At 36.5% G+C, this 23,469-nt stretch carries 24 protein-coding genes; 19 read left to right on the forward strand and 5 right to left on the reverse strand.

All coding sequences use genetic code 11. The annotated features are described in order from the left end of the window. Positions 1–12 precede the first annotated feature (12 nt). Entirely contained in the window at positions 13–1,029 is a 1,017-nt protein-coding gene (gene namA, locus ACY9Z2_RS07745; RefSeq protein ID WP_463609053.1) for an NADPH dehydrogenase NamA, read from the reverse strand. After that, positions 1,030–1,761, reverse strand: a complete 732-nt coding sequence (locus ACY9Z2_RS07750; RefSeq protein WP_463609054.1) for a glycerophosphodiester phosphodiesterase — start codon at positions 1,759–1,761, stop codon at positions 1,030–1,032. Between the two features lie 68 nt (positions 1,762–1,829). On the opposite strand from ACY9Z2_RS07750, the gene ACY9Z2_RS07755 reads away from it, so the two are divergent. From ACY9Z2_RS07755 to ACY9Z2_RS07765, 3 genes are all read left to right on the forward strand, one after another. Continuing rightward, complete coding sequence (locus ACY9Z2_RS07755) at positions 1,830–3,455, forward strand: M20/M25/M40 family metallo-hydrolase (RefSeq protein WP_463609055.1); 1,626 nt, start codon at positions 1,830–1,832, stop codon at positions 3,453–3,455. A gap of 74 nt (positions 3,456–3,529) precedes the next feature. After that, positions 3,530–4,492: an MBL fold metallo-hydrolase gene (locus tag ACY9Z2_RS07760; protein ID WP_463609056.1), complete on the forward strand. Its 963-nt coding sequence runs from the start codon at positions 3,530–3,532 to the stop codon at positions 4,490–4,492. Next, entirely contained in the window at positions 4,493–5,296 is an 804-nt protein-coding gene (locus tag ACY9Z2_RS07765; RefSeq protein ID WP_463609057.1) for an SDR family NAD(P)-dependent oxidoreductase, read from the forward strand. 62 nt (positions 5,297–5,358) lie between these two features. Here the strand turns inward: ACY9Z2_RS07765 and ACY9Z2_RS07770 are convergent, their stop codons facing one another. The 3 genes from ACY9Z2_RS07770 to ACY9Z2_RS07780 form a co-directional block, all read right to left on the reverse strand. After that, positions 5,359–6,924: a hypothetical protein gene (locus ACY9Z2_RS07770; protein WP_463609058.1), complete on the reverse strand. Its 1,566-nt coding sequence runs from the start codon at positions 6,922–6,924 to the stop codon at positions 5,359–5,361. A gap of 119 nt (positions 6,925–7,043) precedes the next feature. Beyond that, on the reverse strand, positions 7,044–8,294 hold the full coding sequence (locus ACY9Z2_RS07775) for a Y-family DNA polymerase (RefSeq protein WP_463609059.1): 1,251 nt from the start codon (positions 8,292–8,294) through the stop codon (positions 7,044–7,046). Positions 8,295–8,450: 156 nt separating this feature from the next. Then, positions 8,451–9,368 carry an aldo/keto reductase gene (locus tag ACY9Z2_RS07780; protein WP_463609060.1) on the reverse strand — a complete coding sequence of 306 codons (918 nt, stop codon included), beginning with the start codon at positions 9,366–9,368 and terminating at the stop codon, positions 8,451–8,453. A 127-nt stretch (positions 9,369–9,495) separates the two neighbouring features. Between ACY9Z2_RS07780 and ACY9Z2_RS07785 the strand changes: the two genes are divergently transcribed. From ACY9Z2_RS07785 to ACY9Z2_RS07860, 16 genes are all read left to right on the forward strand, one after another. Further along, complete coding sequence (locus ACY9Z2_RS07785) at positions 9,496–10,041, forward strand: NUDIX hydrolase (protein ID WP_463609061.1); 546 nt, start codon at positions 9,496–9,498, stop codon at positions 10,039–10,041. 3 nt (positions 10,042–10,044) lie between these two features. Continuing rightward, the gene (locus ACY9Z2_RS07790; protein ID WP_463609062.1) at positions 10,045–11,229 is read left to right on the forward strand and encodes an endonuclease Q family protein; all 1,185 of its coding nucleotides are present in this window, start codon (positions 10,045–10,047) and stop codon (positions 11,227–11,229) included. Between the two features lie 86 nt (positions 11,230–11,315). Continuing rightward, positions 11,316–11,957 carry a stage II sporulation protein M gene (gene spoIIM, locus ACY9Z2_RS07795; protein ID WP_463609063.1) on the forward strand — a complete coding sequence of 214 codons (642 nt, stop codon included), beginning with the start codon at positions 11,316–11,318 and terminating at the stop codon, positions 11,955–11,957. A 111-nt stretch (positions 11,958–12,068) separates the two neighbouring features. Continuing rightward, complete coding sequence (gene fur, locus ACY9Z2_RS07800; protein ID WP_404452911.1) at positions 12,069–12,524, forward strand: ferric iron uptake transcriptional regulator; 456 nt, start codon at positions 12,069–12,071, stop codon at positions 12,522–12,524. A gap of 514 nt (positions 12,525–13,038) precedes the next feature. After that, positions 13,039–13,245, forward strand: coding sequence for a DUF4227 family protein (locus ACY9Z2_RS07805; protein WP_463609064.1), 207 nt, complete (start codon positions 13,039–13,041; stop codon positions 13,243–13,245). 5 nt (positions 13,246–13,250) lie between these two features. After that, a complete protein-coding gene (gene xerD, locus ACY9Z2_RS07810; protein WP_463609065.1) occupies positions 13,251–14,141 on the forward strand; it encodes a site-specific tyrosine recombinase XerD in 891 nt (296 codons plus the stop codon). A gap of 96 nt (positions 14,142–14,237) precedes the next feature. After that, complete coding sequence (gene deoB / locus ACY9Z2_RS07815) at positions 14,238–15,437, forward strand: phosphopentomutase (protein ID WP_463609066.1); 1,200 nt, start codon at positions 14,238–14,240, stop codon at positions 15,435–15,437. Further along, entirely contained in the window at positions 15,430–16,248 is an 819-nt protein-coding gene (locus tag ACY9Z2_RS07820; protein ID WP_463609067.1) for a purine-nucleoside phosphorylase, read from the forward strand. The genes deoB and ACY9Z2_RS07820 overlap by 8 nt, the downstream gene beginning before the upstream one ends. A 26-nt stretch (positions 16,249–16,274) precedes the next feature. Beyond that, positions 16,275–17,579 carry a pyrimidine-nucleoside phosphorylase gene (locus ACY9Z2_RS07825; RefSeq protein ID WP_463609068.1) on the forward strand — a complete coding sequence of 435 codons (1,305 nt, stop codon included), beginning with the start codon at positions 16,275–16,277 and terminating at the stop codon, positions 17,577–17,579. 120 nt (positions 17,580–17,699) lie between these two features. Beyond that, complete coding sequence (locus tag ACY9Z2_RS07830) at positions 17,700–18,884, forward strand: D-alanyl-D-alanine carboxypeptidase family protein (protein WP_463609069.1); 1,185 nt, start codon at positions 17,700–17,702, stop codon at positions 18,882–18,884. A 104-nt stretch (positions 18,885–18,988) separates the two neighbouring features. Beyond that, positions 18,989–19,336 (forward strand): anti-sigma F factor antagonist, encoded by a 348-nt coding sequence (gene spoIIAA / locus ACY9Z2_RS07835; protein ID WP_463609250.1) that lies wholly within the window; start codon positions 18,989–18,991, stop codon positions 19,334–19,336. After that, on the forward strand, positions 19,333–19,773 hold the full coding sequence (gene spoIIAB / locus ACY9Z2_RS07840; RefSeq protein WP_463609070.1) for an anti-sigma F factor: 441 nt from the start codon (positions 19,333–19,335) through the stop codon (positions 19,771–19,773). Before spoIIAA ends, spoIIAB begins: the two co-directional genes overlap by 4 nt. Positions 19,774–19,782: 9 nt before the next feature. Then, positions 19,783–20,535, forward strand: a complete 753-nt coding sequence (sigF, locus tag ACY9Z2_RS07845) for an RNA polymerase sporulation sigma factor SigF (RefSeq protein ID WP_463609071.1) — start codon at positions 19,783–19,785, stop codon at positions 20,533–20,535. Positions 20,536–20,730: 195 nt separating this feature from the next. Further along, positions 20,731–21,354, forward strand: coding sequence for a stage V sporulation protein AA (locus ACY9Z2_RS07850; RefSeq protein ID WP_463609072.1), 624 nt, complete (start codon positions 20,731–20,733; stop codon positions 21,352–21,354). Beyond that, on the forward strand, positions 21,323–21,751 hold the full coding sequence (locus ACY9Z2_RS07855) for a stage V sporulation protein AB (protein WP_463609073.1): 429 nt from the start codon (positions 21,323–21,325) through the stop codon (positions 21,749–21,751). Before ACY9Z2_RS07850 ends, ACY9Z2_RS07855 begins: the two co-directional genes overlap by 32 nt. 74 nt (positions 21,752–21,825) lie before the next feature. Continuing rightward, positions 21,826–23,274, forward strand: a complete 1,449-nt coding sequence (locus ACY9Z2_RS07860; RefSeq protein WP_463609251.1) for a spore germination protein — start codon at positions 21,826–21,828, stop codon at positions 23,272–23,274. Positions 23,275–23,469: the final 195 nt, after the last annotated feature.

Below are 23,469 nucleotides of genomic sequence, written 5' to 3' on the forward strand. Positions count from 1 at the left end.
TTCAATCGCCTCCTATTTCCATCCACGTTTATATTGGGTTGGAGCATCAATGGTCTCATTCAGTTCATCGGCAACTTGTTTTGCCCAGTATGGATTTTTTAGTAAGGCACGTGCAACGAAAATTAAATCAGCACGATCGTTTTGCAGAATTTCTTCAGCTTGTATACCTGTTGTAATTAGCCCAACCGCACCAGTTGCAATTGATACTTCTTTTTTAATTGCTTCACATCGTGGTACTTGATATCCAGGATACGGAGAAATTCTCGCTGGGACTACTCCTCCGGAACTGCAATCAATTAAGTCTATTCCTTGTGCCTTCATTTCTTTTGTAAAATAATAAAAATCTTCAAGTGTATTACCATTTTCGTTATATTCATCCGTTGAAATTCGAACAAATAATGGACCGTCCCAAACCGTTTTTACTGATTCAATAATTTCAGATAAAAAACGGTAACGATTTTCCGTTGATCCTCCGTATTCATCTGTACGTTTATTTGTTAATGGTGATAAAAATTGATTGATTAAGTATCCGTGTGCACCGTGCAATTCAATAAAATCAAATTCCGCTTCTTTTGAGCGCCTAGCAGCGTCTGTGAATGCTTGAATTGTACGTTTGATGTCATCAATTGTCATTTCTTTTGGTACCTTATAATCCTCGTTAAATGCAATAGGGGAAGGGGCATGAATTGTTGTTTTCAGATCTGCCTTTCTTCCTGCATGTCCTAATTGTATACCCGATTTAGCACCATATACGTGTAGTTGATCATTTAGCTCTTTTAGACCTTCTATATGTGCATCATCCCAAATTCCTAAATCTTGTGCCGAAATTCTACCTTCAGGCTGTACTGCTGTAGCTTCTGTGAACACGAGCCCTACTTGTCCAATCCCTCGAGATACATAATGAGTTAGATGAAAAGGAGTTAATTTACCATCCTCGTCGAAACAAGAATACATGCACATCGGTGACATTGTTATTCTATTTTTAATTGTTACCTTACCAAAAGTGATAGGTGAAAATATTTTTGCCATTTAGTAGCCTCCTAATTCTATTTCACGTGCTTCGTGTGGTACGTCGGTAATAATTCCGTCACACTTCAAATTGAAACAGCGCTTAATGTGTAGAGCTTTATTAACAGTATAAACACGAATATCCATGTTTTCCGCTAGACATTGATCTACTAGTTTACGACTGAGTAATCGATATTTAATGTGTACGGCATCGGCACCGAGTGATTGTGCATAGCCTACTAAATTCCGTCTTCTTCTCGACGTAAGAAAGGCTACATCCATTTGCTTATCAATTTGCTTTATCCGCTTTACACTCTTTGGATTAAACGTGGAGAGTGTGGTACGATTTAGTAACTGAAAATCGATTAACAACTTATATACAATTTCTTCTAAGTTCTTGTAGTCTATCTTATTATTTTTTAGCTCAATGTGTAAATATAACGGCTTATCCTTTATCCAGGTGAGAAATTCGACTAACGATAGTAGTCTCGTGTTTGAGAAAGATGATGAAAACCACGCACCTGCGTCTAATTTTTTTAACTCTTTGTATGTATAATCTTTAACATACCCATAACCGTCTGTTGTTCGTTTTAGGACTTCATCATGGATAAGTATTGGTATGTTATCTTTTGTTAACTGAACATCTGTCTCAATACCATCTGCGCCATATTGGTACGCGAGTTCAAACGCAGGCAATGTATTTTCCGGTGCTAGTTTACTTGCACCACGATGTGCTATGATTTTTGTAGACAATAGCTTCACCTCAAGTATGATTTTGTTTTATTTGCGTAGAAAAGTCAATTTATTAGGAGGTTATTACATTGAAAAATTGGCAAACAAAGGAAGAACTGACTGATTTATTATGCTCGCTTGTCAATCATCAAAGTATTACGGGAAGTAGTGCAGAAATTGCACTTCCGGAATACATCCACCATCTACTTGCTCAAAAGGAGTATTTTCAGTCGAATGAACAACATTTGAAGCTACACCCACTAGAAGATGGTAGAAGATTACTGACCGCACTGGTCAAACAAGGTAATAAGAAAGAAACGGTCATTTTATTAAGCCACTTTGATGTAGTTGGGGTAGAAGATTATGGTTCATTACAAAACCTAGCCTTTCATCCTCGTGAATTGACGCGTGAATTAAATAAATTAAAAGATAAATTACCTGAAGAGGTTCAAAAGGATATCGATAGTGGTGAGTGGCTATTTGGCCGTGGCACAATGGATATGAAGGCAGGATTAGCACTTCATTTGTCATTAATTGAAAAAGCAATTGATGATGAGTTTGACGGGAATATTTTACTTGTTACCGTTCCAGATGAGGAAGTTAATTCCCAAGGGATGCTAACAGCACTTCCCGTTCTGAATCAGCTAAAAGAAGAAGAAGATTTAGTCTATCAAGCCTGTTTAAATGGCGAACCAATGTTTAGTAAATACCCAGGTGATCCCGCTTATTATGTTTATGCTGGATCAATTGGAAAGGTGCTCCCTGGTTTTTATTGTTATGGTAAAGAATCCCATGTGGGAGAGCCATTTGCTGGAATTAATCCTAACCTAATGGTGAGTTTTTTGTCCCAGCAGTTGGAATTAAATGAAACATTTATCGAAAAAATCGACGATGAAGTAACACCGCCGCCCGTTAGTTTAATGCAACGTGATTTAAAAGAAGAATATTCGGTACAAACACCAAATGCAGCAATTTCTATGTACAATGTATTGTATTTGAAACAAACCTTTGCTGAAATTAATGAAAAATTACTTACTAGTACCAAAAAAGCCGCAAGCGAAATAGAAGCGTACGTAAAGCAGAAGGCTGGAAACTATGCAACTATCGCCACAGATTTTACGATGCCAGACTTTGGTGTAACCGTTATGATGTATGAAGATTTATATCAAGAAGCGGTAAAACGACACGGACAACACGAAGTAGATCGTCGTCAAAACTTATTGGTTAGCCAACGTGATACAGGAGATCGAGACTTTTCTACTATCCTTGTGCAAGACCTAGCCACAATGTGTAAGGATCTGGCACCGATGATTATATTATTTTATAGCCCACCATTTTATCCTGCTGTATCATCATATCACGATCTATATATTAAAAATATCATGGACCATGTAAAATCATATACATCAAAAAATTATGAAATGGACTTAACTGTTGCAGAGTTTTTTACCGGTCTATCCGATTTAAGCTTTCTTGGTCCAGTATCGTCAAAAAGTAAATTAAATCAGTTAACAGTTAATATGCCATTGCAACATAATGGTTTCGTTTTTCCAGAAGATATCATGGAAAAATTAACGATGCCAGTATTAAATATCGGACCATTAGGGAAGGCACCACATCAGTGGACGGAACGCCTTGAATTAGTTTATAGCTTTGAGTATTTACCGCATATATTATCAGAAGCAGTCCAACATCTCTTGATCCCGAAAAGCTAATATATGTGACATTCATGCCAATTAACGATAAAATAAAGAAAAAATGAATGATCATTCATTATGGGGGATTTAGCATGCGCGTTTTACAAGACACAATAGAAAAATTGACGGTACCAACACCCTTTGCAGTTGGTGATACACATGTTTATTTACTTATAGGGGATCACTTGTCATTAATCGATGCTGGTGTAAAAACAAAAGAAGCGTGGGAAGCTTTAACATTTCAACTTAAAAAATTAGGATATTATCCAAATGATATTGAGCAAATTATTTTGACTCATCATCACCCAGATCACACAGGTCTGGTGGAACAATTCCCACGTGCCGAAACATTAGCAGGTCATCCAAATAATGATTTATGGCTCACTAGAGACCCATCTTTTTTTACGGTTTATGAAGCGTTTTATCGAAACTTTTTCGTTGCTTCTGGAGTTCCGGCATCATTTAATGGCTTCCTAAAAAAATTAGATGATCCTTTACAATATGGAGGAGAAGGGAAGTTAACCACATTTTTGGAAGAGGGGATCCGTTTACCGGGCCATGATGATTGGCGGGTAATTGATACGAAAGGACATGCGCAAAGCCATTTATCATTTTTCCGGGAACGGGATGGGGCTTTTATCGGTGGAGATCATATATTAGCTCATATTTCACCAAACCCGATTATCGAACCACCTCATGGTGGGGAAGTAGAACGCGCCAAACCACTTGTCCAATATCGCAAAAATCTGTTGAAATGTTTATCACTTGGGATATCTACTGTTTTTCCAGGACACGGGGAGACATTTTCAACAATCGATGAGTTGATTCCGACTCAGCTCCATCGGCAAGAGCAACGAGCAGATAAAGTTCTTCATATGTTACATGAGGTTGAACAAACGCCTTTTCAAATTTGCCAAAAATTATTTCCGAAGCAAATTGCTAAGCAGCTTGACTTGACTATGTCTGAGACTATTGGTCAGCTCGACTTTCTTGAGGTTGAGGGAAAAGTTCAAAAAACATTGGTTGATGGCGTCTATTACTATAAAGCAAATTAGGTGATTTTGTTGAATAAGCTGGTAACGTCTAAAAAAATTATTGTAACAGGTGCATCAAGTGGGATCGGTGAACGACTCGTTTGGCAGATTGCCCGGAATGGTGGGATACCCATTTTGCTCGCTAGATCTATTGATAAGCTGGAGAGTATAAGTTATCAATTGAAAGAAACGTTCGGGATACAAGCTTATTGTTATCAAGTCGATTTGTTAGACGAGAATAGTCGTCACGCCGTATTTCAAAAGGTTTTACTGGATCATCCTCAGGTATTGGGGCTAATCAATAATGCTGGTTCTGGCTTATTTGAATACGTTGAATCATTGAATTGGGACGAAGCCAAAAAGATGTTCGAGTTAAATGTATTAGCAGTAATCCAAAGTTCACAACAAGTTTTGTCCCATTTTCTAACTAATGGGGGAGGACACATAATAAATATAGCCTCACAAGCTGGTAAAATGGCAACACCGAAATCATCCGTTTATTCATCAACGAAGCACGCAGTACTTGGTTTTACTAATGCCCTACGAATGGAAGTGGCTTCAAGAGATATTAAAGTCACAACAGTAAATCTCGGGCCAGTACGAACGAATTTCTTTGTTGATGCAGATCCTACAGGAAAGTACCAGTTAAGTGTAGCTGCTTTCATGCTGGATCCAGACAAAGTTGCTAAGCAAATAGTGAAGTACTTATTTAAAAGAAAACGGGAAATTAATATGCCTAGATGGATGGAATTCGGCAGTAAGTTCTACACACTTTTTCCAAATACGATGGAATTTGTATTAAAAAATCAGTTTAATAAAAAATGAGGATGCTTTTAGAATACAACCAATAAAAAAACAGTCCTTTTGTGGACTGTTTTTTACATCCTTTATATTAAATAAGGTCCAAAGAATGTTGTTACTAGTATGATGTGTATTCCTACAAAATAGATCATTCTTGCAGTGTTGTCCCAATCATTTACCCGTTTGATGATTCGAACGAGCAGAAAAGCGATAATTCCAAACAGTAACATATAGAAGTATGAACTTCCATCGAAGGTTAAATAACCTGGTGCTTCGACGTATATATTGTCTACAAATATTTTATCCTTCCAAATTAATGCTGCAATTGCATAAAGTCCTATTCCCGCATAAAAAATCCAGGTAGGATCGCGTTGTATGATTCTACTTTTGAAAAAATGCATGATAGCAATAAAGGTTACTGGCCAAATGAACCATATTGCTGAAATAGCGATTGCAAAAAGTCCTGAAGAGATCATTCCAAGTGTTTTACCAAGAGCACGTAACCAATCGTCACTATTAAATCCAGACGCTGCTTTAATTGCAGCGATGTTACTAGAAGAAATCTTGATTACATTGCCATCCGAATCTAGGTCAATCCATGCAACCGTTTCATTATTTATCCATTGTGGATTGGTAGAAATGGCTGGAGTATTGCTTCGACGATCTGTCGTTGTGCCATTATCTGTTATAACCGCTTTGTAAATATTAAATGCACTATCATCGTTGTATTGTGTGTTGGTTAGTCCATTTGCTTGAAATAGTAAGCTCAGTTCATCATTCATGTACGCTAGCTCAACACTGTTTATTTCACTTAGATTTCGATTTCCTTTCGGGTCATGAAAAGTTAATTCACGTAATGGACCTGATTGTTGATCGGAAATGGTAGTTTCCAATAGGTAGTTAAAAAATTGTGGTGGACCTTGTGGTGATTCCAGTTGCTCCTGAAGTAAAATAGCCACCTTTTGACCTTTCTGAGCAAATTCTATATTTGTAACAATCTTACCTGGAACTATATCCACCTTAGTTTGATACTTTTCCGTAAGTATTCCTTCATTTAATTGATAAATCGTTATGTTTAACTCACCTGATGTTAATGAATGTGTTAATAGCTGTATTCCATCCTCATTTTGTTGTGTGCTGATAGATTTTTTCTCTAAGTCAATATTCATCAGTTTAGTCGATTCTTTTGTTTCTGGTAATAATTGATAGAGAACGTTTTCTTTAACGTAAAGAATCGTTGATTTTAACGGATAAAATCCTTCAACGTCTTTTACAATTTCATTTTTTTCTTTGTCGTATATGTTCGTGTAGTCAAAATAAATGATCTGATCACCATTTTGATAAACTTGTGTCCATTTATCGACTGGGATATCAAATGTTTCCGTATTTTGTACAACGAATTCTTTGTTTAACGTTGTATTGGCTAGTTTTCCATTTTCAAATCTAGTAACAATTAAGTTTCCGTTTTTTGTCTCTCTAATAGGTTGGAGCTTGCTCACATCTGTTGTACCAACCGATAAGCCTCTGCTCCAGTTTTGTTCAGGTTGTTCCGTAACCTTCTCGAAATTTTGATAGAACAATAACGTTAATCCGAAGATTATAATAATCCCTGGAACAATCCAGTACAGGTGTTTAAGTAGACTTCTCTTCATAATGTACCCCCATATTGTTATCTTCTGTTTTTACAACAATAAAACAATATTATCATATTTCTGAAAGATAAAACATGGAAAATTTGGTGAAAATTTACGTTATTTATCTTCACGGTAAATCAGGCTTGGTGGCCCCCGATTTTTGTACTTCGGTCAATGGTAATACCTGCATCTGTATAACTCGTAGCACGCAGAATTGCGGTTGAACCATATTTTGCACGAATTGAATCCATTACATAACCGATATCTTTTTTCTTCGGTCGGTCATCAAACAAATCCAATTGTGTTTCATTATTATCATATAGTTTAGTGAGTGTTACATAAACATGTCTAATATCGCTCATCCCATCATAAAACTCGTTAAATAAGCGCATGCAAACACCATAAACCTCCATTGTAATGTTGGTAGGAAGAGAGGTTGATCGTGATCTATTAAAACCTCCACCCGTTACCTTTGAATACACGATACCGAGATGAATCGTTCTACCGGCTTTATTAGCTGTTCGAGCTCTGCGGCACACTTCTTCACATAAATCGAGAATACATGCAGCTACATCATTTTTTGAATAATCCCGTAATAGTGAGATGCCATGACCAAATCCTTTTTGTTCTGTTTTTGTAAAATTTCCTAACACGGGACTAAGGTCAACACCCCATGCATGCCAGTAAAGCTGCTCTCCCATCACCCCAAATCGTTTTGTTAGTTGGTTTAACGGAACATTTGCTAACTGCCCAAGTGTGACAATTCCCATCCTGTTCAAGTTATTTTGCATTTTGCTGCCTATACCCCAAATACTTTGAACAGGGAAAGGCCATAACATCTTTTCTACATCCTCATATTTACATTCGGCTATTCCAAATTTTTTTGCGTATAAGTCCATAACCACCTTAGCTAGAAATTTATTATCACCAATACCGATTGCGCACGTTACACCAAAATACTCTAACAAATCTTTTTTTATTAACCTGGCTACTTCCCAACGATCACCAAATAATTTCTTTAGCCCGTTAACCGTCACCCAGACCTCATCAACAGAATATTGGTGAATTGCTTCTTTTGGTACATATTGTTCAATTAGTTTTGTAATTTGCATCGAAACATGTAAGTAGTCTGCCATGTGCGCATTAGCAATATAGAGTTCGGGGTCGTCTGGTAACTCAAAGAAACGGCTGACATTGCTAATCCCATGTTTATTTTTTAATATAGGCGAGGCAGCAAGTACAATACTGCCGGATCGATTGGGATCACCAACAACAGCCAGTTGAACTTCCATTGGATCATGGCCTAATTTTATTGCTTCAACACTGGCGTAGAAGGAACGTATATCGATACACAATACATCGTGTCGTGGGTATATGGAATAATCCATTAATATCACCTCATAATAATAGAACGTTTGTTCCTATTATATGTAGCGAGAAACTAATTATCAATGGAAATTACTAGGAAGCTTGATCGATCGATAAAATTTATGGCGAAATTTTAGTTCTATAATAAAATTAAAAACCGAAGCGGTGGCTTCGGTTTAGCGATGATTTTCATATGTGATTGCCTTCGTTGTAGCTTGCAGAGCTTCGTAAAGAGAATTAGAAATCGATTGTGAAGTGTAGTTTGAAATATTCTCTTGCACTTGATCAACAGAACTAGCACCAAAAACAGCGCTAGCAACCGCTGGATGGTGCAAAATGTATTGGAATGCTGTCTGATTCAATGATGATGTGTCAACGAGATTGGTTAATGCTTCATGAATTTTAACTAATTCTTCATAGGAATAGGTAAGAAATCCGTCCTTGGCTTTATTTTCTATTTGCTTCATTCCATGTTTTGTGAGCATACCTTTTGCAAGCGGTCCACGAGCTAGGACGCTAATAGAGTGTTGATCCAGCAAATACAATATTTCTTCTTCAGGGCGACGGTCAAACATATTGTATTGCATCATCACACCATCGATGGTGGAACGTTTAACATATTCGCGTATCACATTTGGTCTAATTGAAGAAATTCCGTACGCACGAATAAGACCTTCTTGTTTTAATTCCTCAAAGGCTTTAATTGTTTCGTCAATCGGGTCATCAATTGTCCCACCATGTAACATATAAAAGTCAATATAATCCGTTTGAAGTCGGCGTAAACTAGCTTTCAGTCCATTTTTAATATGAGACTTAGATGGATCCCAATACCAATCCTGTTTGTCCAGGTCAAAATGATTTCCTACTTTTGATGTTAAAATAATGTTTTTTCGTTTGTCTTTAATTACCTCACCAACAATTTCCTCATTCATTCCAAAATCATATAAATCGGCGGTATCAAGATGGTTAATCCCTGCATCTAGTGCAGCGTCAATAATTTTTTTTGCTTTAGAGGAATCTGTGCCAAGAGACATACATCCAAGTGTTAACTCTGAAACATGCAACTCTGATTTTCCCAAACGGTTTGTATTCATATATTCGACCTCCATTATTCCGTATAAGACTAGTGTAAAAATGAATCCATTAGAATACAACTATTTCACAGAGAATAGCTATTAAAATGTGATAGAATGGGGAAAATAAACGTACGGAGGATTAAAAATGAAAAAATTTGAAGAAAAAACAATACAGACAGAAAAAATATACAACGGGAAAGTGGTGCATTTACAGGTGGATGATGTGACACTTCCTAATGGCAAGACGTCAAAACGAGAAATTATAAAACACCCTGGAGCAGTTGCAATCATTCCAATTACAAAAGATAGAAAAATCGTTTTTGTTGAACAGTACCGAAAACCGCTTGAAAAATCCTTAGTAGAAATACCAGCAGGTAAGCTTGAACCAGGAGAAAATCCAGAAACAACCGCCATAAGAGAGTTAGAAGAGGAGACAGGGTACACGACAAATGAAATAGAATTTGTTGCCTCTTTTTATACATCCCCGGGTTTTGCTGATGAACTGATGTATATTTATGTTAGTGATAAGCTTGAAACATTAGAGGAAAAAGTAGCTGGTGATGATGATGAATTTATAGAAATACTAGAATTAACATTAGAAGAGGCAGAACAATATGTTAGAGAAAATCGAATTCATGACGCAAAAACTAATTATGCGATTTTATATTTACGAACTTTGGAAAGGATGTAAGTGATGCTAGATTCATTCTTCGCTGATTTACACATTCATATCGGTCGTGATATGTACAATAAGCCAGTAAAAATAACTGGGGCTAAAAGTTTAACACTTACAAATATTTTACTAGAATCGAGTAGAAATAAAGGGATTCATTTAATAGGTATAATAGATAGCCATGCGCCACATGTGCAACAAGAATTGAAGCATTTATTATCAACGCATCAAGCGAATGAGCTTGATGAAGGTGGTATCCAATTTGAGGACGTCACGTTAATATTAGGTTCTGAAATTGAAGTTTATGATGAGAATTGTCAAGGACCAATACATGTTCTTTGTTATCTTCCAACACTAGCAAAAATGGAAGAGTTTACGGAATGGCTGGCAACGAAAATGACGAATATTAATTTAAGTTCGCAGCGTTATTATGGGACAGCAAAAGCACTACAATATAAAGTAAAAGAGCTTGATGGCCTATTTATTCCAGCACATGTGTTTACACCATTTAAGAGTACCTATGGAAAAGGGGTAAAGCAATCATTAAAGGAAGTTTTTGAACCGGATTTAATTGATGCAATTGAGCTTGGATTGAGTTCTGATACTACGATGGCGGATCAAATAGAAGAATTACACAACTATACTTTTGTATCCAATTCAGATGCTCATTCACTTGGTAAAATTGCTCGAGAATATCAGGAAATCAGAATGGACAAACCAAGTTTTAAAGAATTAAACTGGGTGCTGCATCAAGTGGAAGGTAGGGGAATAGAACGTAACTTTGGGATGAATCCACAGTTAGGAAAATATTATACCACCGTGTGTAGTAAGTGCATGGAACCCTTATCAATAAACGAAAATCGATGTCCTAAATGTGACGCAACAAAAATTATAAAAGGGGTATATGACCGTATTCAGGAGCTTTCTTCTTGGAAAGAAAACGGGAAGAGTCGCCCGCCTTATATGTATCAAGTACCACTTGATTATTTGCCATCACTTGGTCCGAAAACATATAAGAAACTTCTTGAAAATTTCAATACAGAAATGAATGTTATTCACCATGTACCTGTAGATAGATTAGAAGAGGTCGTACCAGATAAAATAGCTAGTGCAATTATGCAAATGAGAAGTGGGGAATTGATGATAACAGCCGGTGGTGGTGGAAAATATGGAACAGTAAAATCTGCTCCAAAAAAATATAACTAGTAAGAAAAAAATAGATTGTGGTATTTTTAATCGGAATTCCTCATAGATTTTAAGTATACAATAGTTTGTGCGAATGGAGGACTCCGATGTTACAAAATAAAAGGTTAATCACAAATCATGTAAAAAAATACGCAACGATCTACTTATTTATGCTAGTTCTGTTTCTAACTGGAGTTATTTTTGGTGCAGTTATTGTAAACAGTATGAACGGCGTCCAAAAACAGGATTTGTTTTTCTATTTAGAACAATTTTTCATAAAAATTTCAGGTGGACAGGAAATTGAAAATAGTGAAATTTTAAAGAATAGCTTTTTTTATCATGCTAAATATTTGGTTTTGTTGTTTATCCTTGGGTTATCCGTTATTGGTCTACCTATAATTTGGATATTATTATTCTTAAAAGGACTGGTAGTAGGGTTCTCAGTCGGATTCATTGTTAATCAGCTTGGGCTAAAAGGATTGTTGCTGGCTGCACTCTCGATCGCCCCACAAAATTTAGTAATAATACCAATTTACCTTGTTGCAGGTAGTTTATCGATGATTTTTTCATTAACATTGTTAAACAAATTGTTTTCGAGACGGTTATCAAAGCCTATCTTGCAACCGCTAAGTCGATATGCAATTGTTTTCGTATTATTACTCGCTGGTACATTACTTGCTGCAGTGATGGAGGCATATATTTCAAATGAGGCGATGGAATCTTTGATCAAAACATTTTATAAACAGTAATAAATACTATATAATAATTATTATTGATAGTTATTTATAATAATTATACTTTGACACGCTTTTCAACAGTGCTTATAATATAGGTGGGAATAGTGAGGGAGGAGACTTGCCGTGGAACACCGAATTGATCGAATTAAAAAGCTACTCCATGCACAAAGCTATAAGCTAACTCCGCAACGTGAGGCGACTGTTAGAGTATTGTTAGAACGTGAAGAAGATCACTTAAGTGCTGAAGAAATTTACTTATTAGTAAAAGATAAAGCGCCTGAAATTGGTCTTGCAACCGTATATCGTACATTGGAATTATTATCGGAATTAAAAATTGTTGATAAAATTAACTTTGGTGACGGTGTTTCCAGATATGACCTTCGTAAAGAGGGCGCTGAACATTTTCATCACCATTTAGTTTGCATTGAATGTGGTTCTGTCGAAGAAATTGTTGATGACTTATTAGAGGATGTTGAAAAGATAGTAGAAAATGATTGGGGCTTTCAAGTGAAGGACCATCGATTGACCTTTCATGGGATTTGTAAGCAATGTCAAAAAGTAGCGGTAAAATCAACCTAATGAGTAACATATCTGCCTTTTTTCTGTGAAGTAACAGAAAAGGGCTTTTTTATTTGCCAACAATAAGTACTCATCTACGCTTCTCATGTCTAGCCTCAGCTTCTAAGTCAGGATGAACGTAGGGAAAAACCCCCTACTGTTCACCTGCCTATCTATTTATACGCTGCTAAACAGTCGCCTCCGCTTTTCTTTGTCTAACTCCGGCTCCTAGAAGCTGCCGTCATAAGTAATAAACACTTCTGCCCCACAGGACGTGGGGTAGTTCGATGTTGCCACAGGATGTGGCGGTCTTAGTCGAACTTCCTTAACCCCACGCGTTTTACGGTTTCTTACTTATGCGTCCGCTTCTGAACAGTCGCCTTCGCTTTTCTTTCTTATTTACAAATCTTAGAAAATAGGTTACTTTTAGGTTAGTGAACATTTAGCTCTAGTTTTCTAGTTTTTATGTATATTGTTCCAGTTTTTTGGCATATCTTTTAATAGTAGAAGCTATGGAAAAAAGGAGATATGCTAGATGAAGCGGTTAGTATGGGACACGATTAAAGTTTTTATTATATTTACAGCATGTACGTTTTTATTTTATTTTGGCTTGCGGATAATGCATGCAGAATATCAAGAGTATCATCGATATGATCCACCAGAAGGACCAGCTATAAAAGTCTATGAAACAGAAGATGACCTCATGGATCGCTTTAACCTATTTTTTCGACTAGGGGAGTAACAAGTATGCTTAAACATGCTATTAATGATTTTTTTCATTATGTACAAGTAGAGCGTGGGCTTTCAGATAATACGATAAAATCGTACCGACGTGACTTGAACCGGTACGTATACTTTCTCGAGAGCGAATTACATAAAACTGATTGGAACACTATTTCTCGCAGTGATATATTGGGGTTTTTGCGCGTATTAAAGGATGAAAATAAATCTTCATCTACTATTGCACGTACTCTTTCAACACTCCGTTTATTCCATCAATTTTTGGTACGTGATCAGCTTGTAACACAAGATCCGAGCATACATATTGAAACACCAAAAAAAGAACAAAAACTACCATCCGTATTGTCATCAAACGATGTAGAGAGACTCCTAACAGTTTATGGGCGTAAACCATTAGAAATTCGAAACAAAGCAATGATGGAGATACTATACGCTACTGGCTTACGGGTATCAGAACTTATTACATTAAAGGTTAGTGATTTACATTTAACAATGGGATTTGTCCGCTGTCTGGGAAAAGGTTCAAAGGAACGAATTGTCCCGCTTGGTGACGTGGCTAAAAGTGCAGTAGAAGATTATGTGAATAATGCTAGAAATGCACTTCTTAAGAAAAAGAGAGAAGATATTCTGTTTGTGAATCAACATGGGCGGCCATTATCAAGACAAGGGTTTTGGAAGATTTTAAAGTCAATAGCAAAAGAAAAGCAAATTGAGAAGAATATAACTCCACATACGTTACGTCATTCCTTTGCTACACATTTGCTAGAAAATGGAGCTGATCTGCGCTCTGTGCAAGAAATGCTTGGACACGCAGATATTTCTACCACACAAATATATACACACGTAACGAAAACAAGACTTAAAGACGTGTATAAAGCATTTCATCCAAGAGCATAGGATTTCTTGTAATTTTAGTTGTCTGACATCCTACAACGTTAAACAGGCAACATATATTAGTGTAATTATGGGAATATAATTATAGGAGGTATGATCATGGAAAAATTTAACCGAGTTTTTTTAATTGTTATGGACTCTGTAGGTATCGGTGAAGCTCCTGATGCAGATAAATTTAACGATAAAGGTGCAGATACATTAGGGCATATTGCTGAACATATGAACGGTCTTTACATGCCGAATATGGAAAAATTAGGATTAAGTAATATTCGTGAAATTAAAGGTATTAAACCACAAGAACATCCGTTAGCGCACTATACAAAAATGCAGGAAGCATCTAATGGTAAGGATACCATGACAGGTCATTGGGAAATTATGGGGCTGAATATTCAGCAACCATTTCGTACATTTCCAGATGGTTTTCCTGAAAAACTAATAAAAGAACTTGAGGCTAAATCTGGCCGAAAAGTTATCGGAAATAAACCTGCCTCAGGAACTGAAATAATAGAAGAGTTAGGGGAAGAACACATGGATACGGGTGCGCTAATTGTATATACTTCAGCGGATTCGGTATTACAAATCGCTGCACACGAAGAAATTATCCCAATTGAAGAGCAATATCGTATTTGCGAAATAGCACGTGAGCTTACACTGGATGAACAGTATATGGTTGGACGTGTAATTGCACGACCATTCGTTGGTGTACCAGGCGCATTTCAACGAACATCGAATCGACACGATTATGCCTTGAAACCATTTGGGCGCACCGTTATGAATGAACTAAAAGACACAAATCATGATGTTATAGCATTGGGTAAAATATCTGATATCTATGACGGAGAAGGCGTAACAGAGGCAATCCGAACTGTGGATAACGAGGATGGTATGACCAAGCTGGTAGAATCAATGGATAAAGACTTTCATGGTATAAGCTTTTTAAATCTAGTTGATTTCGATGCGAAGTTTGGACATCGCAGAGATCCTGAAGGCTATGGGAAAGCTCTAGAAGCTTACGATGCAAGACTTCCTGAAGTATTAAATAAATTAGAAAATGATGATTTATTACTAATTACTGCTGATCATGGAAATGATCCTGTTCATAGTGGTACCGATCATACACGTGAATTTGTCCCACTTATAGCTTTTCATAAAAACATAGATAAAGGCTCGAACATCACAGAACGAAAGACGTTTGCTGATATTGGAGCAACTATTGCTGATAACTTTAGTATAACAATGCCTGAACATGGAAAAAGCTTTTTATCGGATATAAAGCAAGGAGGAAGTAAAGGTGCATAAAAATAAGATACAAGAAGCTAGTGCATATATAGAAGAAAAACTATCAGCCAAGCCTAGTGTTGGATTAATTCTTGGTTCTGGCTTGGGTATTTTAGGTGACGAAATAGAAGATGCAGTTACGATAGCTTATAAGGATATTCCGCATTTTCCGGAGTCTACAGTTGCTGGTCATAAAGGGCAATTGGTCATTGGTACATTAGAGGGTAAGCAAGTTATAGCGATGCAAGGTCGCTTTCATTATTATGAAGGTTACACGATGCAGCAGGTGACATTTCCTGTCCGGGTTATGAAAGCATTAGGAATTGATTCAATTATTGTTACGAATGCTGCTGGTGGAATTAATAAGGGATTTGATCCTGGTGATTTAATGCTCATTACCGATCACATTAATAACATGGGTGATAACCCTCTACTTGGCCCTAATGATGACCAACTAGGCGTGCGTTTTCCAGATATGTCACAAGTATATAGCAGGGAGTTAATTGCCCATGCGGAATCATGTGCAAATGAGCTTGGTTTGTCGATAAGAAAGGGAGTATATATCGGAAACACTGGACCTGTATATGAAACACCTGCAGAAATTAATATGCTTCGAGTATGGGGCGGTGATGCAGTAGGAATGTCAACGGTGCCAGAAGTTATGGTAGCTGGTCACGCAGGGTTACGAGTGCTAGGCATTTCTTGTATTTCAAATATGGCTGCTGGCATACTTGACCAACCATTAACTCATGATGAGGTAATCGAAACGACTGAAAAGGTTCGGGAAAACTTTCTTCAGTTCGTAAAGAAAATAGTTAAAACATTATCTTAAAATTGATTATAAAGGTGTAGTTAACCATGAGAATGTATGATTTAATCGAAAAAAAGCGTGAAGGAAAGGAACTTTCTAAAGAAGAAATTCACTTTTTTATAGAAGGATATACAACAGGTGAAATTCCAGATTATCAAGTGAGCGCACTATTAATGGCTATTTATTTTCAGGATATGACCGAGGAAGAACGTGCTGTTCTCACTTCAGCAATCGTTAACTCCGGTGACACCATTGATCTTTCAAAAATAGAAGGAATTAAGGTGGACAAGCACTCCACTGGCGGAGTAGGTGATACGACAACACTTATTTTAGCACCACTAGTTGCATCCGTAGGGGTACCGGTTGCCAAAATGAGTGGACGAGGTCTTGGACATACTGGTGGTACTATTGACAAGTTAGAGGCTGTACCAGGATTTCATGTAGAAATCACTGGTGATGAATTTATCCAATTAGTAAATAAAAATAAAGTGGCAGTCATCGGTCAGACCGGCAATTTAACGCCTGCTGATAAAAAATTGTACAGCTTACGTGATGTTACAGCAACTGTAAACTCAATTCCCTTAATTGCAAGTTCCATCATGAGTAAAAAAATTGCTTCAGGTGCTGACGCAATTGTGTTGGATGTAAAGACCGGTGCTGGAGCATTTATGAAGGAATTAGATGACGCCAAACAACTAGCAGAAGCAATGGTTTCGATTGGTAAACGCGTTGGACGAAACACAATGGCTGTTATTTCTGATATGTCGCAACCGCTTGGTAACGCTATTGGAAATGCGCTTGAAGTAAAAGAAGCAATAGAGACATTAAAGGGTAACGGACCAAAAGATTTAACGGAATTATGTATAACACTTGGTAGTCAAATGGTGCTATTAGCCAACAAGGCTGAAACGCTTGAAGAGGCTCGTACAAAACTTGAGGAAAATATTGCGAATGGTAAAGCCTTCGAACAATTTAAAACCTTTCTGAGTGCTCAGGGCGGCGATGCTAACGTTGCCGATAAACCGGAATTATTACCACAAGCGGAATATAAAATAGAATTACCAGCAAAAAGCACCGGTACCGTATCTGAAATTATTGCAAATGAAATAGGTACTGCTGCAATGATGCTTGGTGCAGGTAGAGCTACAAAAGAATCGAAAATTGACTTAGCTGTTGGAATCGTTTTAAACAAAAAGATTGGCGATAGTGTTAAAGAAGGCGAATCGCTTCTAACTATCCATGCAAATGCTTCAACTATTGATGATGTGAAAGAAAAATTATATGAAAGTATTGCAATTACATCTGATACAGTAAAAGCACCTTCATTGATATATGACATGATAACTGATTAATGAAAACACCCAAATTTCACTGATACTGAAATTTTGGGTGTTTTTTAGATTATCCTGGTGTTATAAAAACAGAAGATATTGGAAATCCTAGAAATAAATAGAACGTTGGAGGTATCTGTTATGAGAAATTGGATTGTAATATTATGTACCGTTTTTATTGTTTATGCTGGGATATCAACCCCTATACATGCGGAGGAGGACAAATCAAATGATAAATCCGAAGCAGTGAATCTAGCACCTAATGCAAAATCTGCCATAATAATGGAACAGGATACAGGCACGACGATATATGATAAAAATGTTCATGAAAAGCTTCCACCAGCAAGTATGACTAAAATTATGACATTATTATTAATAATGGAGGCATTGGACGAAGGAAAGATTCAATTAGATGAAAAGATTCGCATTAGTGAACATGCAGCTTCAATGGGAGGATCGCAAATCTTTCTTGAAGCAGGAGAAGAAATGACGGTAAAAGATTTATTAAAAGGAGTTGCAATTGCGTCTGGTAATGATGCAAGTGTGGCACTTGCCGAACGAATTGCTGGCAGTGAGGAAGCTTTTGTTAAGAAAATGAATGAAAAGGTTAAAGAGCTCGGATTGGAAAATACAAAATTCCAAAACCCAACAGGACTTCCTGCAGAAAATCATTATTCTACTGCATATGATATGGCGGTCATTGCACAACATTTATTAAATTATGAAAAAATAACTGAATATACTTCCATCTATGAGGATTACTTGCGAAAAGGATCAGAGGATGAATTCTGGTTAGTAAATACAAATAAATTGGTTAAGTTTTATCCAGGTGTAGATGGGTTAAAAACTGGATACACAAGTGAAGCAAAATATTGTTTAACCGCTACTGCAAAGAAAAATGGGATGCGTGTTATAACAGTTGTAATGGGTGCAAAATCACCTAAAGAACGTAATTCCATCGTTTCTAATATGTTGGATTACAGTTTTCAGCATTATGAAACCACAAATCTCTTTAAAAAAGGCGAAGAGGTCGCAAATATTAACCTTTTAAAAGCGAAAAACAGTAATGTTCAAGTAGTAGCTTCTCAACCTATAAGCACCGTTCATAAAAAAGGTGAAAAGGTAAAAAAATATTCTACTTCTGTGAAATTGAAACAGTCGATTGCTCCACCATTACAAAAAGGAGAAGAAGTAGGTACGTTAATTGTTAAAAATGGTGATAAAGTATTATCGAAAACGCCATTAATTGTCGAAGAAAAAACGGAGGAGGCTAACATATTTACGTTATTTAACCGTACGTTGCAAAAGATAGCTAAATATAACTAGTTTTGTTGAATATCTTCTACTTTTGACACCTTGCAGGAATTGGGTTACAGAATAAAGAAGTTTACTATTATAACTTTTCTAGTTAGGAGGAGAATTTTTTGGGGATGAATTCTACATTTGAAGTAATTGAAGATGTTCTAATCGTACGTCTTGAGGGCGAGTTGGATCATCATGAAGCAGAGGCGTTACGAAATCAGTGGAAAAATATGATTGAAAAGAATCTGGTGAAACACGTCATTTTAAATTTACAATCTGTAACATTCATGGATAGTTCTGGATTAGGTGTTGTCTTGGGTAGATACAAGGAAGTATTACAGCTTGGAGGGGAGATGGTAGTATGTTCAATCTCTCTTCCAATAAAAAGGCTGTTTGAAATGTCTGGTTTATTTAAAATCATTCGTCTGGAAGAAGATGAGCGTAGTGCACTATTTACGTTGGGGGTGGCTTCATGAAGAATGAAATGTATGTAGAATTTTCTAGTGTTAGTGAAAATGAATCATTTGCTCGCGTGTTAGTTGCATCGTTCATAGCGCAGCTTGATCCGACAATGGATGAATTGACCGAAATTAAAACAGTTGTATCGGAAGCAGTTACCAATTCGATTATACATGGGTACAATAATGAACCTGATCATAAAATAAGCATAGAATGCAAGATGATCGACGAAGAAATTGAACTAATCATTAAAGATGATGGTATAGGAATAATTGATATTGAAGAAGCGAGACAGCCTTTATTTACTTCTAAACCTGAGCTTGAACGCTCAGGTATGGGCTTTACCATTATTGAAAACTTTATGGATTCCGTTAATGTGATTTCAACCGTTCAAGAAGGTACTACGGTTATCATGAAAAAGCAATTGACCAAAAGTAAAACGGTTTGCAAATAGGGAATGCCTATGGATGTAAATGTAAAGCATCAGAAACGGGATGAACAATTAACGGATAAGGAAGTAAAGGAATACATTCAAAAAAGCCAAAACGGTGATAAAATTGCGAGAGATATCTTAGTTGAGAGAAATGTACGGCTAGTTTGGTCGGTTGTGCAGCGATTTATTAACCGGGGGTATGATCCGGACGATCTATTTCAAATAGGCAGTATAGGCTTAATTAAATCCATCGATAAGTTTGATTTATCCTATAACGTACGCTTCTCAACATATGCAGTACCAATGATAATTGGTGAAATCCAACGTTTTATTCGGGACGATGGAAGTGTAAAGGTAAGTAGGTCACTCAAAGAAATAGGCAATAAGATCCGTAAAAAAAGAGATGAATTGACTAAAGAGCTTGGACGATCACCGACCGTTAATGAAATTGCGTATATTTTAGAAATAACACCAGAGGAAGTGGTTCAAGCTGAAGAAGCGACAAAGTCCTTACACTCAATTCATGAAACCGTTTTTGAAAACGATGGTGATCCAATTACATTATTGGATCAAATTGCAGATCAAGATACAAAATGGTTTGATAAATTAACATTACAAGAGGCTATAAGAGGATTAAATGAACGAGAGAGACTTATCGTATATTTACGGTATTACAAGGATAAAACTCAATCGGAAGTCGCCACAAGGCTTGGTATATCCCAAGTACAGGTTTCACGATTAGAGAAAAAGATTCTTGATGAAATGAAAAAAATAATGGACTAAAAACATCACTAGCGATAGTGGTGTTTTTTTGCGTTGGTAGGAAAATTTAATTTTAAGGATGTCAATATAAGTCCAATTAAAGCATTTGCCATTTTGGCTTCGTGAAGCTGAGTTTTCTAACTTTAAAATTCCGTTATAAAAAATGCAAAATAACAAAGACTAACTGAAAACAAGATTTAGGGGTGAGAAGAAGGTATGAAAATCGTCTACATTCGGATGAAAAAAAAGATAATCGTAGAAAAGTTACGAAATATAAAGCTAAAACATATTGCCTATATCTCCGCTCCTGCTGAAACAAAAAACGAACTAGAAGAAATTCCTGTATATCGTATAACGCACAAAGATAATAACATTGTTATCATCGATAGCTTCTTAATAATTGATCATCTCTCAAAAATATGGTCAGACTTAGAATTTCAAGTGATTGGTCCTCCACAATCAATTATCCGAATTGAAAAGCAAAAAAAAGAAGCTTCCGTACTAGTAGTCGCGTTTGTTTGGTTACTATTGTTTATCGGAACAGCGATGACCATCATGAATTTTCACTATGATGTTAGCATGCAAGCTGTACAGCAAAAACTACACTATTTATTAACAGGTAAACATAATGAGTTTCCTTTATGGATTCAAATACCCTATTCAATTGGTCTTGGAGTGGGAATGCTGCTGTATTTTAATCATTGGTTTAAAAAACGATTTAATGAAGAACCAAGTCCATTAGAGATAGAAATTTATAACTACCAACAAAATCTTGATCAGTATGTAACCTACCACGAAAACAAATTGAATGATAACCATGCTCCTGATAAATATTATTGAGGTCATAATCGGATTTGCTAGTGGTCTTGCAGTAGGGTCAGGATTTGTAGCGTTTCTAATGGTTTTAGGAATAATTCCTAGATTAATTCAGTTGAGTAGATCGATGAAGTTGATACACCTTTATGGACCTTGTGTTATAGCAGGATCATTATTCGGAGTCTATCTGTCTTTTACTGCAACAACATGGAATCAACCGCAAATTATATTAGCGATGTGGGGAATATTTCACGGAATATTTGTTGGGATGCTTGCAGCTGCACTGACAGAAGTGTTGAATGTATTTCCAACTTTATCCAAACGTATTGGTGTAGATAAACAATTACTGTGGCTATTAATGGCAATCGTATTTGGAAAAATTGCCGGTTCATTGTTTCAGTGGACGATTTTTGTTAAATAATTGAACTTTGGAGGGATAGAATTGTGAGTACGAAACAAGCGTTTCAATCGAAGAGCCCTATTTCGACTAATATTATGGACAACGAATCGTACATGAAAGAAAACGTTGGTATCGGGGTCTCCTTCGATTTAGGATTTCGAGAACTAATTATTATGAAGAAAAAAATTCAGTTATACTATTTGACTGGATTAGTTGATACTTCCGTAGTATTGGAAGTAATCAAAAAATTGGTTGATATTAACGATAAAGAAAGTAATACCAAAAAAATACCAGAAATTATCAAAAACCGATTAGTCCATCAACAGGTTAAAGAAATTAAGTCAATGGATGAAGCGGTGGATCAAATATTATCGGGGTTAACAGTTGTTTTTGTTGATGGTATAAAGTCTGCGTACGTGATTGATGTCCGGAATTATCCAGGTAGAACTCCTCAAGAACCTGATTCCGAACAAGTAGTGCGTGGGTCTAGAGATGGTTATACCGAGAATATTATTGAAAATACAGCACTTACAAGAAGAAGAATACGTGATGCCAGGTTGCGCAACGAGATGTTAAAGGTTGGAGAACGATCAAAAACAGATGTTTGTATCAGTTATTTAGAAGATGTTGCGGATGATGGACTCGTAAAGGTCATAAAAGAAAAAATAAAAGCAATTGAAGTTGATGGAATATCTATGGCAGATAAAGCAATAGAAGAATTCATTATTGAGCGTAAATGGAGTCCCTATCCTTTAGTACGTTTTACCGAAAGGCCAGACATTGCGTCAAATCATTTGCTCGAAGGTCATGTATTGATTACGGTTGATACCTCGCCGAGTGTTATCATAATGCCAACGACTTATTTTCATCATTTACAGCATGCAGAAGAATATAGAAATGCGCCATCAGTCGGTACGTTTATTCGTTGGTCAAGATTTATTGCAGTATTAATGTCAATATTTTTATTACCACTTTGGTTGCTATTTGTAATGGAACCATCGTTACTACCAAAACAACTTTCCTTCATCGGTCTAAATGAAGAAGGCAATATTCCGGTGTTTGTTCAAATAATACTTGGTGATATTGGAATAGAATTTTTACGAATGGCAGCAATTCATACACCCACACCGTTATCAACCGCTATGGGGCTAATTGCAGCCGTATTAATCGGGCAAATAGCAATTGATGTTGGGATGTTAAGCCCAGAAGTTATTTTATACATTTCAATTAGTGCGATAGGTACTTATGTAACACCTAGTTATGAACTTAGTCAAGCAAATAAATTAGCACGTATGTTGTTGGTAATACTTACTGCAAGTTTTGGAGTGCCTGGGTTTACCATTGGAGCCACTGCTTACGTATTATTTTTAATTAGTTTAAAATCAATACGGACCCCATATATGTGGCCGCTATTACCATTTAACCCTAAGGCAATGATGCAAATTTTATTTCGTGTTCCAGTCCCGCTCTCAAATGATCGCCCAAGTATTGTTCACCCAAAAAATAATTATCGACAACCCCCGAGAAAAAACGAACTTAGGTAAATTAAATGAGGATGCCCTACTAAGAATCGTTTCCTCTCATCTGCAATACACACAATATGTTGCTATTGATTAGGGAGCACGAGCTCTTTTGGACATCCTCATTTTTTTATTTGTCATTTTTAAAAAACATTGTTGCTTTTGGCAGGAAATAAGTAAACTGCGAAAGTGGTAGGTTGAGCTACCGCTACAAAATAC

The organism is Virgibacillus sp. GM2-2 (assembly GCF_055329585.1).

What these genes read in the sequence shown, in the direction of transcription:
- namA (WP_463609053.1), bottom strand. Translation starts at nt 1,029, where the DNA reads ATGGCAAAAATATTTTCACCTATCACTTTTGGTAAGGTAACAATTAAA.
- spoIIAB (WP_463609070.1), top strand. Translation starts at nt 19,333, where the DNA reads ATGAAGAATGAAATGTATGTAGAATTTTCTAGTGTTAGTGAAAATGAA.
- ACY9Z2_RS07780 (WP_463609060.1), bottom strand. Translation starts at nt 9,368, where the DNA reads ATGAATACAAACCGTTTGGGAAAATCAGAGTTGCATGTTTCAGAGTTA.
- spoIIAA (WP_463609250.1), top strand. Translation starts at nt 18,989, where the DNA reads ATGAATTCTACATTTGAAGTAATTGAAGATGTTCTAATCGTACGTCTT.
- ACY9Z2_RS07790 (WP_463609062.1), top strand. Translation starts at nt 10,045, where the DNA reads ATGCTAGATTCATTCTTCGCTGATTTACACATTCATATCGGTCGTGAT.
- ACY9Z2_RS07855 (WP_463609073.1), top strand. Translation starts at nt 21,323, where the DNA reads ATGATAACCATGCTCCTGATAAATATTATTGAGGTCATAATCGGATTT.
- sigF (WP_463609071.1), top strand. Translation starts at nt 19,783, where the DNA reads ATGGATGTAAATGTAAAGCATCAGAAACGGGATGAACAATTAACGGAT.
- ACY9Z2_RS07825 (WP_463609068.1), top strand. Translation starts at nt 16,275, where the DNA reads ATGAGAATGTATGATTTAATCGAAAAAAAGCGTGAAGGAAAGGAACTT.
- ACY9Z2_RS07860 (WP_463609251.1), top strand. Translation starts at nt 21,826, where the DNA reads ATGGACAACGAATCGTACATGAAAGAAAACGTTGGTATCGGGGTCTCC.
- ACY9Z2_RS07850 (WP_463609072.1), top strand. Translation starts at nt 20,731, where the DNA reads ATGAAAATCGTCTACATTCGGATGAAAAAAAAGATAATCGTAGAAAAG.
- deoB (WP_463609066.1), top strand. Translation starts at nt 14,238, where the DNA reads ATGGAAAAATTTAACCGAGTTTTTTTAATTGTTATGGACTCTGTAGGT.
- xerD (WP_463609065.1), top strand. Translation starts at nt 13,251, where the DNA reads ATGCTTAAACATGCTATTAATGATTTTTTTCATTATGTACAAGTAGAG.
- ACY9Z2_RS07830 (WP_463609069.1), top strand. Translation starts at nt 17,700, where the DNA reads ATGAGAAATTGGATTGTAATATTATGTACCGTTTTTATTGTTTATGCT.
- spoIIM (WP_463609063.1), top strand. Translation starts at nt 11,316, where the DNA reads ATGTTACAAAATAAAAGGTTAATCACAAATCATGTAAAAAAATACGCA.
- ACY9Z2_RS07760 (WP_463609056.1), top strand. Translation starts at nt 3,530, where the DNA reads ATGCGCGTTTTACAAGACACAATAGAAAAATTGACGGTACCAACACCC.
- ACY9Z2_RS07770 (WP_463609058.1), bottom strand. Translation starts at nt 6,924, where the DNA reads ATGAAGAGAAGTCTACTTAAACACCTGTACTGGATTGTTCCAGGGATT.
- ACY9Z2_RS07805 (WP_463609064.1), top strand. Translation starts at nt 13,039, where the DNA reads ATGAAGCGGTTAGTATGGGACACGATTAAAGTTTTTATTATATTTACA.
- ACY9Z2_RS07775 (WP_463609059.1), bottom strand. Translation starts at nt 8,294, where the DNA reads ATGGATTATTCCATATACCCACGACACGATGTATTGTGTATCGATATA.
- ACY9Z2_RS07785 (WP_463609061.1), top strand. Translation starts at nt 9,496, where the DNA reads ATGAAAAAATTTGAAGAAAAAACAATACAGACAGAAAAAATATACAAC.